General features: G+C 59.1%; 16 protein-coding genes and 1 pseudogene. 9 read left to right on the top strand and 8 right to left on the bottom strand.

Going from position 1 to position 17139, the window contains the following annotated elements; genetic code table 11:
- Positions 1–23: 23 nt before the first annotated feature.
- Complete coding sequence (locus tag GH665_RS22265) at positions 24–788, top strand: SDR family oxidoreductase (protein ID WP_153138938.1); 765 nt, start codon at positions 24–26, stop codon at positions 786–788.
- Positions 789–861: 73 nt separating this feature from the next.
- Positions 862–1653: an SDR family NAD(P)-dependent oxidoreductase gene (locus GH665_RS22260; protein WP_153142232.1), complete on the top strand. Its 792-nt coding sequence runs from the start codon at positions 862–864 to the stop codon at positions 1651–1653.
- 132 nt (positions 1654–1785) lie between these two features.
- Here GH665_RS22260 and GH665_RS22255 read toward each other — a convergent pair whose 3' ends face one another.
- Entirely contained in the window at positions 1786–2526 is a 741-nt protein-coding gene (locus tag GH665_RS22255) for an SDR family NAD(P)-dependent oxidoreductase (protein WP_153138937.1), read from the bottom strand.
- Between the two features lie 122 nt (positions 2527–2648).
- Between GH665_RS22255 and GH665_RS22250 the strand changes: the two genes are divergently transcribed.
- Positions 2649–3539 (top strand): LysR family transcriptional regulator, encoded by an 891-nt coding sequence (locus tag GH665_RS22250; protein WP_153138935.1) that lies wholly within the window; start codon positions 2649–2651, stop codon positions 3537–3539.
- A 40-nt stretch (positions 3540–3579) separates the two neighbouring features.
- Positions 3580–3855: pseudogene (locus GH665_RS22245) on the top strand (SDR family NAD(P)-dependent oxidoreductase); the annotation flags it as partial.
- Positions 3856–3969: 114 nt separating this feature from the next.
- Here the strand turns inward: GH665_RS22245 and GH665_RS22240 are convergent.
- Positions 3970–4455, bottom strand: coding sequence for a hypothetical protein (locus tag GH665_RS22240; protein ID WP_153138931.1), 486 nt, complete (start codon positions 4453–4455; stop codon positions 3970–3972).
- 219 nt (positions 4456–4674) lie between these two features.
- Complete coding sequence (locus GH665_RS22235) at positions 4675–5049, bottom strand: nuclear transport factor 2 family protein (protein ID WP_153138929.1); 375 nt, start codon at positions 5047–5049, stop codon at positions 4675–4677.
- Between the two features lie 103 nt (positions 5050–5152).
- Here GH665_RS22235 and GH665_RS22230 point away from each other — a divergent pair, with 103 nt between their 5' ends.
- On the top strand, positions 5153–6091 hold the full coding sequence (locus GH665_RS22230) for a LysR family transcriptional regulator (protein ID WP_153138927.1): 939 nt from the start codon (positions 5153–5155) through the stop codon (positions 6089–6091).
- 59 nt (positions 6092–6150) lie between these two features.
- Here the strand turns inward: GH665_RS22230 and GH665_RS22225 are convergent, their stop codons facing one another.
- Positions 6151–6369: a hypothetical protein gene (locus GH665_RS22225; protein WP_153138925.1), complete on the bottom strand. Its 219-nt coding sequence runs from the start codon at positions 6367–6369 to the stop codon at positions 6151–6153.
- Between the two features lie 605 nt (positions 6370–6974).
- Complete coding sequence (locus tag GH665_RS22220) at positions 6975–7445, bottom strand: hypothetical protein (RefSeq protein WP_153138924.1); 471 nt, start codon at positions 7443–7445, stop codon at positions 6975–6977.
- A 1235-nt stretch (positions 7446–8680) separates the two neighbouring features.
- On the opposite strand from GH665_RS22220, the gene GH665_RS22215 reads away from it, so the two are divergent.
- Positions 8681–9931 (top strand): IS256 family transposase, encoded by a 1251-nt coding sequence (locus GH665_RS22215; RefSeq protein ID WP_153134964.1) that lies wholly within the window; start codon positions 8681–8683, stop codon positions 9929–9931.
- 226 nt (positions 9932–10157) lie between these two features.
- Here GH665_RS22215 and GH665_RS22210 read toward each other — a convergent pair whose 3' ends face one another.
- Both GH665_RS22210 and GH665_RS22205 read right to left on the bottom strand, forming a co-directional pair.
- Positions 10158–12431: a xanthine dehydrogenase family protein molybdopterin-binding subunit gene (locus tag GH665_RS22210; protein ID WP_153138922.1), complete on the bottom strand. Its 2274-nt coding sequence runs from the start codon at positions 12429–12431 to the stop codon at positions 10158–10160.
- 1 nt (position 12432) lies between these two features.
- Positions 12433–12981, bottom strand: coding sequence for a (2Fe-2S)-binding protein (locus tag GH665_RS22205; protein ID WP_246216319.1), 549 nt, complete (start codon positions 12979–12981; stop codon positions 12433–12435).
- 150 nt (positions 12982–13131) lie between these two features.
- On the opposite strand from GH665_RS22205, the gene GH665_RS22200 reads away from it, so the two are divergent.
- Positions 13132–14028, top strand: coding sequence for a LysR substrate-binding domain-containing protein (locus tag GH665_RS22200; RefSeq protein WP_153138920.1), 897 nt, complete (start codon positions 13132–13134; stop codon positions 14026–14028).
- Positions 14029–14036: 8 nt separating this feature from the next.
- Here the strand turns inward: GH665_RS22200 and GH665_RS22195 are convergent, their stop codons facing one another.
- On the bottom strand, positions 14037–14942 hold the full coding sequence (locus GH665_RS22195) for a LysR substrate-binding domain-containing protein (RefSeq protein WP_153138918.1): 906 nt from the start codon (positions 14940–14942) through the stop codon (positions 14037–14039).
- A gap of 242 nt (positions 14943–15184) precedes the next feature.
- Here GH665_RS22195 and GH665_RS22190 point away from each other — a divergent pair, with 242 nt between their 5' ends.
- Together GH665_RS22190 and GH665_RS22185 are read left to right on the top strand one after the other, a co-directional pair.
- Positions 15185–16150 carry an amidohydrolase family protein gene (locus tag GH665_RS22190; RefSeq protein WP_153138916.1) on the top strand — a complete coding sequence of 322 codons (966 nt, stop codon included), beginning with the start codon at positions 15185–15187 and terminating at the stop codon, positions 16148–16150.
- A complete protein-coding gene (locus tag GH665_RS22185) occupies positions 16150–17076 on the top strand; it encodes an amidohydrolase family protein (protein WP_028195848.1) in 927 nt (308 codons plus the stop codon). Before GH665_RS22190 ends, GH665_RS22185 begins: the two co-directional genes overlap by 1 nt.
- Positions 17077–17139: the final 63 nt, after the last annotated feature.

The raw sequence follows: 17139 nt of genomic DNA, 5'->3' as shown, positions 1-17139 counted from the left end.
TTATTTTTAAATGGAGAATCATCATGGGACGTTTGACCAACAAAGTCGCGCTCGTCACCGGCGCCAGCTCGGGCATCGGTCGTGCCACCGCCAGGGTGTTCGCCGCTGAAGGCGCGAAGGTCGTAGTCGGCGCACGCCGCTCGAGCGAATTGGCCACACTCGTGGCAGAAATTGAAGCCGCGGGTGGTGAGGCAATCGCCCTGGCTGGCGATGTGCAATCCGAAGACTATGCTAAGGCGCTCGTCACGCTGGCCGCAGAGAAGTACGGCCGCCTCGACGTTGCCTACAACAACGCCGGTACGCTGGGCGAGATGGGCCCGACCACCGGTATTTCCGAAGCTGGCTGGAACGCCGCGCTTGCGACCAATCTGACGAGTGCCTTCCTGGGAGCGAAGCATCAGATTCCCGAAATGCTGAAGCACGGTGGTGGATCTATCATCTTCACGTCGACGTTCGTCGGCTACTCGTTCGCGTTTCCCGGCACTGCGGCCTACGCGGCGAGCAAGGCCGGGCTGATTGGTCTAACGCAGGCGCTCGCTGCCGAGTACGGCGCGCAAGGCGTGCGCGTCAACGCGGTGTTGCCGGGTGCGGTGGACACGGAGATGTATCGCGGCATGAACGACAGCAACGAATCGCAGACGTTCGTGATTGGGCTGCATGCGCTCAAGCGCGTCGCAAAACCAGAGGAATTGGCCCGTTCGGTGCTGTATCTCGCGTCGGACGATTCGTCCTTCGTGACCGGCACCGCATCGCTTGTCGATGGGGGCGCATCGATTACACGTACGTGAACCTCCTGTCGGCATCCGACGTACAGGATCCGGTGTCGCCATTTTTGCTTCATCCATTGAAAGGAAATCACTCATGGACCTGAATCTGACAGGCAAACTCGCGCTGGTGAGCGGCAGCACAGCCGGCATCGGTCTCGCTATCGCCAGCACGTTGGCGCAGGAGGGCGCTCGTGTGATCGTGAACGGCCGCTCCCAGTCATCCGTGGATGACGTGGTCACACGGATGAAAGCGGAGACAGGCGGCGACGTGCAGGGATTTGCGGGCGATCTGAGTACGGCCGCTTCAGCGGAAGAACTCGCGCGACGCTATCCGAACGTGGAAATTCTGGTCAACAACCTCGGCATCTTCGAGCCCAAGCCGTTTGAAGATATCTCCGACGCGGACTGGCAGCGGTTCTTCGACGTCAATGTCTTGAGCGGGGTACGCCTTGCTCGCCTGTTTTTGCCTGCTATGAGGCAGGCCAACTGGGGGCGCATCATTTTCATTTCGAGCGAAAGCGCGGTGCAGATTCCGGCTGAAATGATCCACTACGGGATGACGAAAACCGCGCAGCTGGCGGTCTCGCGCGGGCTCGCCGAAGCTGTTGCCGGCACCGGCATCACAGTCAACAGTGTGCTGCCGGGGCCAACGAAATCGCGAGGAGTGGGTGAATTCGTGGAGACCCTTGCAAAGGCTGACGGCAAATCGTTTGAAGCGTTTGAAAAGGAGTTCTTCGAGAAGGTCCGACCCACATCGCTCATCAAGCGATTTGAGTCGCCGCAGGAAATCGCGTCGCTCGTGGCCTATATCGCCAGCCCGCTTTCGTCGGCCACGACGGGCGCTGCGTTGCGAGCCGACGGAGGCGTTATAAAGAGCGCCTTCTAGGCCCACACGCCGGTCTTGGGCCGGCTTCTCCACATGCTTCCCCGCTTAAGGCACCTTGCCAAGCCCGATGATTGCGTAGCTCATTGAAATCTCCTTTGTCTATCGAAAGGCCTTGCTGGCAACCCTCGGGTCTCAGACCTGGGCGACACCACCGTCGACCATCAGATCCGCGCCGGTCATGTACGAACTCTGGTCCGAAGCCAGGAAGAGCGCCGCGCTGGCGATCTCCTCAGCCTGAGCGAGTCGGCCGAGCGGGATCATGCTCTGGTACATGTCCACCAGATCCTCACGTGTCATCGACTGACCGTCGAGAATCGGGGTGTCGGTTGCGCCAGGGCTGAGCAGGTTGACGCGAATGCCGCGATCCTTGAACTCCGCGGCCCAGGTGCGTGAATAAGAACGCAACGCCGCCTTGGTCGCCGCATAGGCGGTGTGGCCAGGAATGCCCATGACGTGCATGCCCGACGAGACCAGAATGATCGATCCACCCCCCGTCATCAACGGCAGTAGCTTCTGCACCAGGAATACGGGGCCGCGGGCCATGAGGTTGAATGCCTTGTCGAAATGCTCAGGCGTGAGGGTGTCGATTGAAGCCTGCTCCGTAAAGCCCGCATTCGACACGATGATGTCGACGACACCCTTTTTGTCCCTGACTGCCGCAGCAACCCGGTCGAGGTCGTCAAGGTTCGCGGCGTCAGCCTGAATGGCGGTGACGTCGCGTCCGATCAGTTTGGCGGCCTCGTCGAGCTGTGCCTGCCGACGGCCGAAGATAAAGACGTGAGCGCCTTCGGCGACAAACCGCTGGGCGATCGCTAAACCGATGCCGGTAGTGCCGCCGCTAATGACAGCAATCTTGCCTGCGAGAGTGGACATTGGGACCTTCTGCCTGTTCGTGAATGACAGGTTCATGGTAATTGCCGTCGCCAGGAATGATAATCCGCTGATTTCCCATAAGATCTATTCTTCGAGAGAATGGATCAAATGAGGGGACTGCAATGGATCGCTTTCAGGAGTTGAACGCTTTTATGGCTGTTGTTGAAGCAGGCGGCTTTTCTGCCGCGGCGCGCAGAAGCGGCGATTCACAGTCCGCCATCAGTAAGGCCGTGGGCGCGCTGGAAAATCGCCTCGGCGTGAGGCTATTCAACCGAAGCACGCGCAGCGTGACCCTGACGGACCAGGGCCAGAAATACTACGACCGGACAAAACCGCTTGTCGAGGAGATGGATGAAGCCGACAGCGAACTGACAAGCAGCACGCTTAATGCATCTGGTCTGATCCGGATCGCCGCATCCGCTACTTTTGGCCGCCTTCACATCCTCCCACTCATACCCGAGCTCCTGTCACTCAATCCCGGCCTTCAGATCGACCTTGTTCTTTCGGACTTCGTACGAAATATGGTGGAAGATCGGATCGATCTGGCGATCCGGGTGGGTCCCGTCGACGATCCGGATGCGGTTGTCAGGCGCGTGGCTAGTACCCCGCTCGTATGCGTCGGCTCCCGCAGTTACTTCGAGAAACACGGAATACCCAAAACCCCCGCCGAACTCGTCGATCACAATTGCCTTCTGTATGACGGCCTGATTGAGTCGGCGAATTGGCCGTTTGTAGGACCAGAAGGGCGATTCAGCGTGCCCGTTCGCGGAAATCTTTCGTCCAACAGTGTCGAAACGATCCGGGCTGGTGTTCTGGCCGGCGTTGGAATTGGCCTGTTCGCCAAGGTCTCTCTTGCCGATGAACTCCGACATCCGGACGTGATAACGGTCCTCGACGAATTTATAAGCGAGGCCAGAGACGTCAGCCTCATCTGGCCAAAACGTCGGTTTGTACCGGCACGCGTGCGCCGCGCCACGGACTTTTTTGCTACTGCCCTTCCGCAACGTGTTTAGGCAAACGGAATCATTCGGCGCACGAGGCATCGTTTTCGTGGCGATCGAAGAGCGCGAGGATGCCGAGATCCGCGCGCAGTTCGACACTAACGTGCACGGCGTCATCGCCTTGATGCAAGCCGTGCTTCCGGGGATGCGGCAGCGTGGCAAAGGGCATATCGTCAACGTGAGCTCGATCGGCGGACTCACCACGTTTCCGAACGTCGGCTACTACCATGCGAGTAAGTACGCGCTCGAAGGGTTATCCGGGGCACTCGCGAAGGAGATGGCGCCGTTCGGCATCGGTGTGACCGTAGTCGAACCCGGCGAAAGGCGCGCTTGCCGCCATGCTTAAGGATTTTGACCTGTGGGAGACGCTAACGCGAAGTACTGCATTTGACGAAGCGGCGTAGGCATTCCAGTACATCGAAAAGACACTTGATTTCAAGACTCAAGCCACCGTATCCCGATACACCGCCAACTGCGGCGACATCGTCAAGTCCGGCCGCAAAGCAACGACTTGCGCAACGAAGGCATGGAGAAAAGCCCGCTCATCGTCGTTCGATCCAGTAACGGAGCTGACGACACAGGTCGAGTCTTTGAAATATAGCCTTAGGCCCGTTTTCGTTTGAGATATGCCACCCACCTCAAATTCATAGGCCACGAAATCCAAATGAAACTCGCCGTAGCGCCGGGTAGACAGATCCTCAAACCGCATCGCATTCACCGGGTCGCTGAACGTCGCGACCGGAGTGCGCACCTGCGCCACCGTAGGCAAATAAAACGCGTGCGCAGATACCCACATCCCTTGGCGCAAGAACGCGATGGCGCGCACCGTACTGTAAATTCCAAGCACGGAGAGCGCCAGCACCTCAAAGCCGGTGGGATTGTCGACCCTGTCGTCGGTCGACTTCCAGAGGGGCCTATTGCCAAGCAAGGTCGCTCCGATAAACGCGCAGCACAGCACAAGGGCGAGACAGGACCAAATGTAGACCCTGACATAGCGTCTAAGCGTGTTTTGCCTATATAGTTTTTTTTCGTCCCGGTGCATGGTTAAAGTTTGGCGTTCGGATGTGTCTGAATATATCACCCAGCCAACGCGCTCACGGCCGTCGATAACGGTCCAATCCTGAACCCTTCGCCGATGGCGATGTCTTCAGTCGAACGTATGCACCAGGGAAGATGCTTTGACTGTTATCAGCCATCTTCCGTCCACCTTATGCATGACGAAGTGATCGTTGAACAGCTTCTTTCCAATCCGCACTCTCACTGTTGCCGTTGAAAGGCTGTCCGAGATGTTCTCCATGGAGAGAATCGCCTCATCTCTGGGTGCGCCAGTCGATTGAGGACTCGGCCGCCCGTTGATGAGTGCCGCATAGTCAAGCGACGATATGGTGTCCAGGTGGCCATCATGAAGCCACTGAACAATACAGCTCGGGTGGAAGACCTTATTGAATTCCCGGCTCTTCGGCTCATAAGCCAACTCGAAATAATCCTCAATCAAAGCGACTACGGCATGGGTCTGGGTCATCGCTAGCTTTCCTCAATAGTTGAAAGACTCGTATAGTGAAACATTCACTCATCGTCTGCTACGGCGAAACGGTAATCGCTGCCATTACAGGAACGCATAGATCATGGAAGACCTCGACGGAGGACTTGTAAGCGGCTTGCTTGCCCTCGCAGCCGTAGTCGAACTCAAGAGCTTTGGACGTGCTGCGTCCCGGCTAGGCAAGACTCAGCCTGCCGTGAGTCGCGCTATTCAACGATTGGAGGACCGCCTGCATGCGAAGCTCGTGCATCGCACCAGCCGACACGTTGAAGTAACGGACACTGGGCATGAGCTATTGTCAAAAGTGCTGCCGTTTCTCCAGGGGATTGAAGAGGCGACTATCGGCGCCGCAGAGCAGGCCTCAGTCGTCAACGGCACACTTCGTGTAGCGTGCGATGCTGTGTTCGCCCGCCTTGTCCTGGCTCCGGAGTTGGCCCAGTTCCTAAAGGACCACCCTGCTCTTCAACTGAAGCTGGAGACCAGGAACGACATCTCAGACCTGGTGAGCGATGGATTTGATCTCGCCATCCGGTTTGGGCCGCCATCGGTCTCAACTTTGGTTTGTCGCAGGCTATACAGTCCACGCATCCTGACTGTGGCCGCGCCTTCCTACCTGGAACAACGCGGTCGGCCGAAGTCACCGAAAGATCTGCTCGATGATGGCCACGAATGCATCCAGGCCATCGATCCGGCTACCGGCAGACCGTTCGAATGGGAATTCTGGCGTGGCAATGAGAAGGTGAAGGTGGCCGTTAGCGGGAACCTGACGGTGACGGATGCGGGGACCAAAATTGGAGCCTGCGTTGCAGGCTACGGGATCGCCCAGGTGATCGACCTCGGAATCGCCGCCCACCTGCGTGCGGGCACGCTGGAGCCAGTTCTGACGGACTGGTCTGACGAGACGTTCCCCCTTTACGTCTATTACCCCAGTCGAAACCACGTTCCGGCCAAGGTAAGAGCGTTCATCGACTTTGTTGCGAGCATGATGCCCAGGGTGCAATCGGAGGGCCGTGGCGCTTCCTAGCGATTTTCCGATGAAGATAACCACACCATATCGACTCGGCAATGGGGACGCCTCGTCACTCAGTGCGACCCAATGGCCGCCGCTTTGGGTGCGGACACGTGGCGAGTGAAAATGTCGATGTACTTCACGCAACTGCCGTCGTCGGTAAATGCGATCATCGCGAGATTCTTGCTCGTCGCAAGGCCGGCGTACTTGCCTTTGACGTCAGCGAGCCGGTCGACTTGATCACCAAACGCTTGCCTGAACCCGTCGTACGTCAGGCAGAAATCGTGGCTCATGTGCAAACTCACGTCAGCCGACACGGTCGAATGTCTGCTAAAAGAATCTTTCCAGGTTTGCCGGTAAGTGGAATCAACGGAAAAGGCGTTACTTCTTTTCTGAAACCCTCGGTACGTAATGTAGAGAGTGCCTCCGAATGTGGTGTTGCGCGCGGTTTCGTACAGGGGCGCGTCGAAAACCTTCGATACAGAATCGAAGCTATCTACATCGCCGTCCGACATGAAATGCGAAATCGCCGCGATAGCCCGTGCTCGCTCATCAGGCGCCAGCGTATTCGATTGGGGCGTAGGCGGCATTGCGCAGGCGCCGAGGCAGAGTGCAGCGGCGGTAACGGCAAATGCGCGCTCCAGAGAAGTGAACGACATGGGTCAAGAGCCTTGAGCAGTTAAACACTGTCTTACGGCAGGCCTGTAGCAAACTTGATGGGGAGAGGTGAGTTATTCCGTGACGAGCCAGACGCCGACGAGAATCATCGCCGTGCCGATCGCCTGCGAAGGCTTCAGCGCGTGCGCGTGCAATGAGACGGGCTCAAACCGCCTCATTGCATGAATCGCAGAACGATTCTGATCTGTGCCCTTACCACTCGCCCGTCTCTCTTGATCGTCTAGGCTGGTGCGGAAACCGATTGTTGTGCGGTGTCCTCGATGCTCAATGCCGCGGTGTTTTCCGATGGCGACCTTTTGCGCTGAGGCGCAGGTGCAGTAGTTGGGGATTCTCCTGTTCGCTGCAATAGTTCCTCCGCAAGCAGGTTTGCAGCGTTGCGTGCGGTGATACGGCTTTGTGGAACGCCCTTCGCGTCTAGCGCAATCACCTCATACAACTCGCGGTCGCATTCGAGTTCCTGCTGATATCGCTCAGACGTGTCCACCAGCAATTCAAGAAGCGTCTGACGACGTCGTCTTTCTTCAAGCGTAATGGGAGGATTCCTACATATTGAGGACGCAAGTGTGATCAAGGTATTCAGTTGATCCAGATGCCGGTTACATAAATCGAATGCCGACAGCGCAAGTTTTTCGTACTGGAGTGCGTCGACAGGCGGACGTGAAGCCGGTTGGTTTTTTGTGGATTTGCTCATGGTGCGATCTCCCTGTTTCTTCCTGGATCGCCCGACACTCGCTGGAAACGTGGGTGAGCGGGCACGAAGTAGGGTTAGCAGACCGGCGTTCCAACGAACCGGCGAGCCTTGCGGCTCCCCTACCAAGGCCCGCCCATTGAAATATAGACGTGCAGAGGTAGACGCACGACCCGCGTGAGCGGGTGTGCGGTTGGAACGTCAGGCTGCTAAACCTGGTCACCGGGTGTATCCCGACGACTTGTTAATTATAAGGCAGGCAACGTACGTTGCCTTCAACCTTGTAGGCTAAATGTTTGATTTAGCCGAACGGATAAGGGGGAATAGGACAAAACTGGATGGCGCTCTGCCGGGACAAGCAACGTATTGCGATAAAGTCGGCACCGACACGCCGCGCGATTTGCCCAAAATACTGTTATCGCATCGGCAAGCTGCATCGCGCGGATTGGCACGCGACCAATTCGACGCTCTACCTCTCGCGCCTATCAAACACACCGGGCGCACTAGGACTTACAGGAACTCGTCGACCTAAGCGGATACGGTACGGTGGAGGTGCCACTTACGCTTGAAACAAGTTCGCGCGCAAAGATCTCGTCAGGGCCATCATTGTGTTGGACCAAGATCTCGTAGTCATGCCCATGCACGGGCACGAAGGTGCTCGCTTTCGCCGCGTCGGTCACCCTGTATCGCTTCCCGTTGATAAATTGTTCGGTCGAAATCTGCGCATGGACCGTCATTGGCTGGCCAGCCGGGACAATGTACTCGTGAAAATACCGAGCCGCGTCGGGTGGCACGGGCATGCCGACCGTCTTGTTAGACAGGCTCGACAAGCCAGGTTTCGACGCGACGAAGTGCTTAGCCTCACCTGTAACGCACGCGGTGTTTAAGTAAAAGGTCACATTCGCCCCCCAATAGACACGCACGCGGGCTTCTGTTAACGGGTGATAGTCTGCCGCAGTCTGAGACGGCGCCCCCGCGCAGGCGCACAGCAGCACTGAGCTCACAACTGAAACGAACAGGGTGGAAGTATGACGTGTCATTGGGTGTGTAATCGGGAGAATGCAGGTGAGCGCTTGAAGCGATATAACCAGCGCGACTGAGTATCGAAAGTTCGCGTTATCTATATCGGCTTTGAGTCAAAAAACTTAAATTCGAATTGGTCACAAGCATGCATTCGTCGAGGCCGGGCCTGTCAGTAATTTCGTGTTTGAGGCATAACATGTCGCCAAGGAGTGACTATGCCTCGCAAACCGAAAGCCAAGCCGGTAGACCTGCCGGCAATTCCTGCCGAGCTGCTTGAACAGTTCGGCAACGGCCCGATGACGGCCGAAGCCATCAATGCCGCCACGATGGCGCTCAAGAAGGCCCTGATCGAGCGTGCGCTGGGTGGCGAGATGAACCACCATCTCGGCTATCCGTCGGGCGCCGCCAGGCCGGCCCACGCCACGAACCAGCGCAATGGCCGTGGTGCCAAGACGGTTCTGACCGAAGACGGTCCAATCCGCATCGAGGTGCCCCGCGACCGTGATGGCAGCTTCGAGCCGATATTGATCCCCAAGCATGAACGCCGCTTCACCGGCTTCGACGACAGGATCGTGGCCATGTACGCGCGTGGCATGACGGTCCGGGAGATTCAGGGTTTCCTGCAAGAGCAGTACGGCACCGAGGTCTCGCCTGATTTCATCAGCTCGGTGACCGACGAGGTGATGGCCGAAGTGAGCGCCTGGCAAACCCGGCCGCTCGAGCCCATGTATCCGGTCGTGTTCTTCGATGCCTTGCGCGTCAAGATCCGCGAAGACGCCGTGGTACGCAACAAGGCGGTCTATCTGGCACTGGGCGTGCTGCCGGACGGCACACGCGACATTCTCGGACTCTGGATCGAAGGCACCGAAGGCGCCAAGTTCTGGATGAAGGTCTTCAATGATCTGAAGACGCGCGGCGTCAACGACATCCTGATCGCCGTCACGGATGGTCTCAAGGGCATGCCCGAAGCACTGGCCGCCGTGTTCCCGGCCACCACGCTGCAGACCTGCATCGTCCATCTGATCCGTAATAGCCTGGATTATTCGAGCTGGAAAGATCGTCGGGCACTGGCCGCAGCGATCCGTCCGATCTACACGGCACCCAGCGCGGAAGCGGCCGAAGCTGAACTCGACGCGTTTGCCGATGGGCCATGGGGCCAGAAACTCCCGATGATTGGCATGGCCTGGCGCAGTGCCTGGGACCGCGTGATCCCGTTCTTTGCGTTTCCCCCCGCGATACGCAAGATTATTTACACCACAAATGCCATTGAGAGCATCAATGCCCAGTTGCGCAAGATCATCAAGACCCGCGGCCACTTCCCGAGTGCCGAGGCCGCCACCAAGCTCATCTGGCTGGCCTTGCGAAATATCACGGCGAACTGGGGACATGCCGCTCACGACTGGAAGACGGCCATGAACCAATTCGCTATCCTCTATCAGGATCGCTTCATCAGATCACCCGTGTAATTCTCCAAACGCCTTAAACACGGAAATTCTGACACCCCCTCGAGGCCAGTACCAGCCGCTCTTCGATGGATCTGATCGAACGGCCGTTCTGCATTCGCGAGCAGTCGTGTCAAGGCAACTCGCTAATGTCCGCAAAGACTGACCTGCAAACTCCCAATACTCAACCCCAAGACCCAACGCCACCGCGTCCCGGGACGGCCGGCGAGACCGCCCCGTCCCCACTCACTCACCCCCTCCCCTTCCCACCACCCCTCCCCTCCACCGCCACCTTATCAAGTTCAAACGGCGTCTCCCTAACCCTCCTCCCCGTCAACCTGAACACCGCATTAGCCACCGCAGGCGCCACCGAAGGACTCGACAACTCGCCAACACCTCCAGGCTTAGCCATATCCCCTTGCACGATCAAAATATCAACCTCCGGCATATCACTCATCCGCATCACGCGATACGAATCAAAATTCTTCTGCTCCACCTGCCCATGCCGAATATCGATGCGATCCGCCGTCGCGTGCCCTAGCCCCCACATCAGCCCGCCATACAACTGTTCTTCAACCCCACCCGGCGACACAGCCAGCCCGCAATCCGCCACACAGGTCAGCTTCTCAACCACAACCGCATCGCCCTTCCGCACAACCCGCGCCACCACCGCAACGTAGCTGCTATACGCCTGATTCGTCGCGACACCCAACGCCGTACCCGCAGGCAACGCTTTCCCCCAGCCGGCCCGCTCCGCCGCCTCGCGCAACACCGCCTTGTGCCGCGGGTCCTTCATATACGCGAGCCGGAACTCAATCGGATCGCGCTGCGCGGCATGCGCGGCCTCATCCATGAAAGACTCCACCGCGAACACGTTCGGGATATAACTCACTGCGCGATACCAGCCGGTCGGCACACCGGTCTCATGACGCACCCAACCAATGTCGACGTGCGGCGCATCGTAAGCGAACTCGTACTTGCTGATCGCTTCGGTGGTGCTGTAGTCCATCCGATCAGGACGATCGAAATACCCCGGCTCCCATTGTTCCGGCGAAGCGGGCATCACGGCGCGCAACTGCAACGTCGTGAGATTGCCATGCGCATCAAACGCAGCTTTGGCACGGTGATAACTTGCCGAGTGATAAAAGAGCGCGCGCATTTCATCTTCGCGACTATTCATCAGCTTGACCGGCTTACCGACTTTCAACGCAAGCCACGTCACTTCGAACAGCCAGTACTTCGATTCACGCGAACCGAAGCTGCCACCCGACACAAGCTCATGCAGCACGACGCGCTCAGCAGGAATGCCGCCGATCACCTCGGCCGCTTCCTGCACCGTAGAAGGCACCTGCAAGCCGCCCCAATACTCAATGCGCCCGTCCTTCGCCCACGCAGTGACATTGATCGGCTCAAGCGCGTTTTGCGCCTTATAGGGCATCGAATACGACGCCTCGATCACCTTTGCACCATGGGGCCATGCAGTCTTCGCGTCGCCGGTCTGAATCGTCGGCACGACATGCGCGACAGGATCATCGAGCCACGCAGCCTGACGTGCAGCGAGCGTACTGCTGTCGAAAGTTTCCAGCGGACTATCTTCCCACTCAACCTTCAGCGCCGCCTGGCCTTGATGCGCCGACCAATAGTCATCAGCCAGCACAGCCACGCCCGCCTGATTCCCGCCGAGAAGATCGGGCCGGCCGGCAATCTGCAATACCTGCCGCACACCCGGCACCGCCAACGCGGCTTTCGCATCCACGCTCCGCACGCGCGCATCGATCACCGGCGCACGCGTGACAACCGCGACCAGCATGCCCGGCAACGACACGTCGATACTGTACGGAAACGCCCCTCGCGCCTTCAGATCGGCACCGCGTTTCTTCTGCAGCTTGCCGATGTACTTGAACTGCGACGGGTCTTTCAACGCGACATCTTTCGGCGCGGGCAATTGCGCGGCCACGCTCGCCAACGAGCCGTAGTTCGCACGTTTGCCGCTTGCCTTATCGACAACAAACCCGTTCTCCGTCGAGAGCGCAGACGGCGACACATTCCATTGTTTCGCGGCAGCGGCAATCAACATCGCACGCGCAGTCGCACCGGCACGCCGCAAGCGCTCATACTCAAGCGACACGCTCGTACTGCCGCCCGTCGAAAACACCTTCCACAGCGGATGAATATAGTCACCGAAGAACGGATTCTCCGGCGTAATTACCTCCACGCGAAACGGATCGACATCGAGTTCTTCGGCGACCACAGCAGCCAACGCGGTGCGCGTCCCCGTCCCCGAGTCGTGTTTATGAACCACGAGCTTGATCGTATCGTCGGGCAGCACACGCACCCATGCGTTTGGTTCGAACTCGCCGGGTTGTGGTTTCGGATCGCCGCTTGCGTTCGCCTCGGCCGCGAATGCTTCAGGTAACTGAAAACCGATTGCGAGACCCGATGCCAACAAGGCCGAGCTTTGTTTGATGAAACGCCGACGCGCGGTGCCGTGTGCGTCTTTCAGCGCTTGCTTGTCGTTATGCATGTCAAGCCTCCTCGTTAGCAGAGGCACAGGCAGGAACGGAGGCAGAGACCGCGGCACAGACCGCCGCGCACGACGGCGCAACCGAAGCCAGCGCCGCATCACCCGAAGCCGCGCGTTTGATCGCCTTCCTGATCCGCGAGTAGGTTCCGCAGCGACAGATGTTGCCGGACATCGCCGTGGCAATCGTTTGGTCGTTGACGGTCGGCTTATCCTTAAGAAACGACGCCGCCTGCATCAACTGACCAGACTGACAGTAGCCGCATTGCGGCACGTCCTCGGCCACCCACGCGAGTTGCAGCGGGTGCGTGCCGTCTTTCGACAATCCTTCGATCGTCGTGATGTGCTTGCCGGCCACCGCGGCAATCGGCAACAAACAGGAGCGCACGGCCTCGCCTTCCAGATGCACCGTACACGCGCCGCAAAACCCGCCGCCACAGCCGAATTTCGTACCGGTCAATTTGAGCCGGTCGCGCAACACCCACAACAGCGGCATGTCTTCCGGTACATTGTCGAGCGAGTGCCGCGTGTCGTTGACCACGATCTCGATCATGCGTGTCTCCTGAATGTTGTTGTGCAGCGCGGCGTGAAGTGCAGTGAAATGCCTGCCACCAAGGCCGCGTGCTTGCGGTCATTATTGAAAGCCGTTAAGCACAACGCCAGCGACGATTTCTTCCATCACCCGTAAGTCCGGCTAACACCCATGCTGAAGCGCTATCCTTCCATCCAGTCGATGCAAGCCTTTCTGCAAGCGGCGCGCGTCGGCAGCTTTTCGAGCGCGGCACGCCAGTTGTCGCTCACGCATAGCGCAATCAGCCAGCAGATCCGCACGCTAGAAGAGTTCGTCGGGCAGCCCTTGTTCGTGCGCGAAAGCGGCCGCGTGGTGCTGACGGACTCGGGCGTGCTGTTCGCGAACCAACTCGCGGATGGCTTCGAGCAGATCGATCGCGCGTTGTCGTCGGTGAAAGAGCGCACGGTCAAGCAGTCGATCACGCTCGACGTCGATCCCGAGCTTGCGCAGAGTTGGCTGGTGGGGCGTTTGCCTGCGTTGCTCGGTGCATTGAGCGGCACGTCGCTCACCGTGTTGTCCACGCCGCGCTACGAGCGCAGCGCGTTCGACCGCGTGGATATTGCGTTGCGGTATGGGTATGGAGAATGGGACGGCTTCGAGAACGCGCTGATCTGCGGCGACCGGTTGACTGCCGTGGGTTCGCCCGCGCTTCTTGAGGCACGCGGGCTGAGCCTGCCGCTCACGCCTGAACAGGTGCTCGATTTACCCTTGCTCGGCTATACGAAACGCTCGTGGATTCCGTGGCTCACCGCGGCAGGCCTACCCGCCGTCGAGCCGGATGCCGTCGCCGTGTTCGATAACGCCGCCGGACTGATTGCAGCCGCGAGCGCAGGCGTGGGAGCCGGTTTGGCACGCGGTCTGCTCGCAGTGGACGCGCGACGCGCCGGGAAGCTGGTCGAACTTACGCAAGTCGAGATCCCGACGCATTACAACCTGTATGCCGTCTGGCCGCGCGAGAAAGCTGAACGCGTCGCGCCGTTGATCGACGTGATTCGCGAACTGGTCGCGCAGGCGGTCGTCGCGGGTTAGCGTTACGGTCAGTCGCTCTGTGCATTCACGCCCATGCTAGCGGCCACCTCGCGCACGGTGTCGAGAAACAGCGCAAGTACCGGCGACGCGTCCTCCGCACGATAGCGCGCGTGCAGCGACACCTCAGGACGCGGCGCCGCAAGCGACACGAAAGCAACACCACCGGTCGTCAATTGCCGCGCCGACGAAGGCAGCAGCGCCACGCCCAGGCCTTCACGCACCAGACAAAGCAGCGTGTGCACCTCGACCACCTCCTGCTCGATCTGCGGTGTAAACCCTGCCTCCACACAACAGTCCTGCAGAAAGCGCGCAAGCTGCGACTGCCGCAAACCAAACGACACAAACCGCTCGGTCTCCAACTCGCGCAACGCGATCTCCTCACGCGCAGCAAGCCGATGCCCTAACGGCAGCGCCACCACCGCCGATTCGCGCATCACCACTTCGCTGCGAATCTCCGGGTCCTCGTGCGACACGCGGAAGAAACACACATCCAGGCGCCGCTCCTTGAGCGCGAGAATCTGCGCGGCAGGCGTCATCTCATGCAGCGTCCACTGCACTTGCGGATGCTTCTCCGCAAATACCCGTAGTGCGTGCGGAATCGGCTCGACCATCGCCGAGCTGATGATGCCGATCTCGAGACTGCCCACTTCGCCACGTCCCGCGCAACGCGTCAGATCGATCGCGCGTTCGAACTGCGCGAAGATCAACGGCACCTGCTCCTTAAGTGTTTTCCCTGCCTCAGTGAGTTCGACACGGTGCTGCGAGCGCATGAACAACGCGGTGCCCATCTCCTCTTCGAGGATGCGAATCTGCTGGCTGAGAGGCGGCTGCGAAATGTGCAGCCGTGCGGCTGCCCGGCCGAAATGCAGTTCGTCGGCAAGTACCGCGAAGTAACGCAACAGCCGGATGTCCATATCGGGAACGTATCAAGATCGTGGTTAAAAAATATTGTACAGAGCGTTTTTATCTTGTGAGACTGCATCGCAAGCAGCAGTGCACATCAGTGTGACACTCGATGCCGGCGAGGGGAAGGCGCACAAAAATGGCGCCTTGCAAAGGGCCGCATGGGCAAGCCTGTCTGGGCTCCGTTCCATCGATGCGCCTGCCCGCGATCCGGCAACTGGATACACCAGTTCCTCTCAAGGAGATCGAGTACATGATCATCGACACCAGCTGTTATCCGACCAATCTGGTCGACCTCGCCTGGCGCCACGACGGCGAGCCATTTACCGGCGAGCGTCTGATCGCAACAATGGACGGCCCGTACCTCATCAACGGCAAGCCGCGCCGCATCGACAAGGCATTCATCCAGCCGCCGCAAGGCAACACGATCTATACGTGGACCGACGGCAATCGCTCGGGCCGCGAGTCGATCGACGACTACATGGCGTACACCGTCGAAATGACGCAAAAGTACCCGGACCGTCTGATCGGTTGCTTCGTCTACAACCCGCGTTGCGGCCCGGAGAACGGCGCCGAAGCAATCGAGTTCTACGCGAAGGAACACGGCTTCAAGATGGTGCAGTTACAGGCCAACATGCATGCGTATCGTCCCGACCGCGCGCTCGACTGGCTGCGTCCCGCATTGCGTAAGTGCGCCGACCTGGGCCTGCTCGTGAAGCTGCACACCGGCGACGGTCCGTACAGCATTCCGAGCGAATGGTATCCGTTGATTCGCGAATTCCCGTCGGTGAATTTCATCATGGCGCACTTCGGTGTGCAGACGGGTGGCGTGTATTGCTTCGAGCCGTATCAAATGGCGCTCGATACGCCGAACGTGTATTGCGAATCGAGTTGGTGTCTGCAATCGCGGATCGTCGAATTCGCGAAGGTGCTGCCGACGCACAAGATTCTCTACGGCTCGGATACGCCGCCGAACGAACCGGGCATGTGGCTGCGTTTGCTCGAAGTGTTGTGCCACGAGCCGCCGCAAGGCCTGAATCTCGACGAAGACACGCTCGAGGATTACCTCGGCAACAACCTCGCACGCATGATCGGCATCGAGCCGAGCGCGCCGCCGCGAAGCGTCGAAGAAGCGCAAGCCTATCTGAAACACCATGCCGCCGCGTCGCAGAAGCACGCCGCCCAGGCATCTCAAGCAGCCTACGCAGGAGCCCGCTGATGATCATCGATACCCATCTGCACCCGACCAATCTCGTCGACGAAGCGTGGCGCCATACCGGCGAGCCGTTCACCGGTGAACGCCTGCTGAAGATGATGGACGGTCCGTACATCATCAACGGTAAGCCCCGCCGTATCGACATGGGCTTCATTCAGCCGCCGCCCGGCAACACCGGCTATCGCGACGGCAATCGCCGCGGCCGTGAAGGCATTCGCGATTACATGTCGTATATCGCCGAGCTGACGCAGAAGTACCCCGATCGCTTTATCGGCAACTTCACGTACAACCCGCGTTGGGGTCCGGAAAACGGCGCGGCCGAACTCGAATTCCACGTGAAGGAGTACGGCTTCAAGATGCTCAAGCTGCACGCGAACATGCACGGCTATCGGCCGGATCGCGCGCTCGACTGGCTGCGTCCGGCAATGAAGAAGTGCGCGGAGCTTGGCGTGGTGGTGCTGATTCACACCGGCGACGGACCGTACACGATTCCGACGCAGTTCTATCCGATCATCCGCGAATTCCCGATGGTGAACTTCATCATCGGTCACTTCGGGATTCAAACGGGTGGCAATTACTCGTTCGAAGCCTTCTGGATGGCGATGGATACGCCGAACGTGTACTGCGAATCGGGTTGGTGCTATCAGTCGCGCATCGTCGAATTCGCTCGTGAACTGCCGCGCAACAAGATCGTGTTCGGCACCGATTCACCGCCGAACGAGCCGGGTATGTGGCTGCGCGAACTCGAAATGTTGTGCGGGCCTGCGCCGCAAGGCATGGATCTGGATGAGGACGGTCTCGAAGACTATATGGGCAACAACATCGCCCGTCTGGTCGGTATCGAGCCGACCAAGCCGCCGAAGGATCTGGCTGAAGCAGAGAAGCGTTTGAAAGCGACCTACGTGAATGACGTAACGCAGCCTGCTTAACGCGCTCAATACGTTTAGCGCTTGCTGCACGGCAGGCGCGGTTCACCCCGCGCCTGCCACTCC

Source organism: Paraburkholderia agricolaris (assembly GCF_009455635.1).
GTDB classification, from domain to species: Bacteria; Pseudomonadota; Gammaproteobacteria; order Burkholderiales; family Burkholderiaceae; genus Paraburkholderia; species Paraburkholderia agricolaris.
Note: the sequence above shows the minus strand (reverse complement) of the source record. Positions and strands in the feature narration are given on the sequence as shown.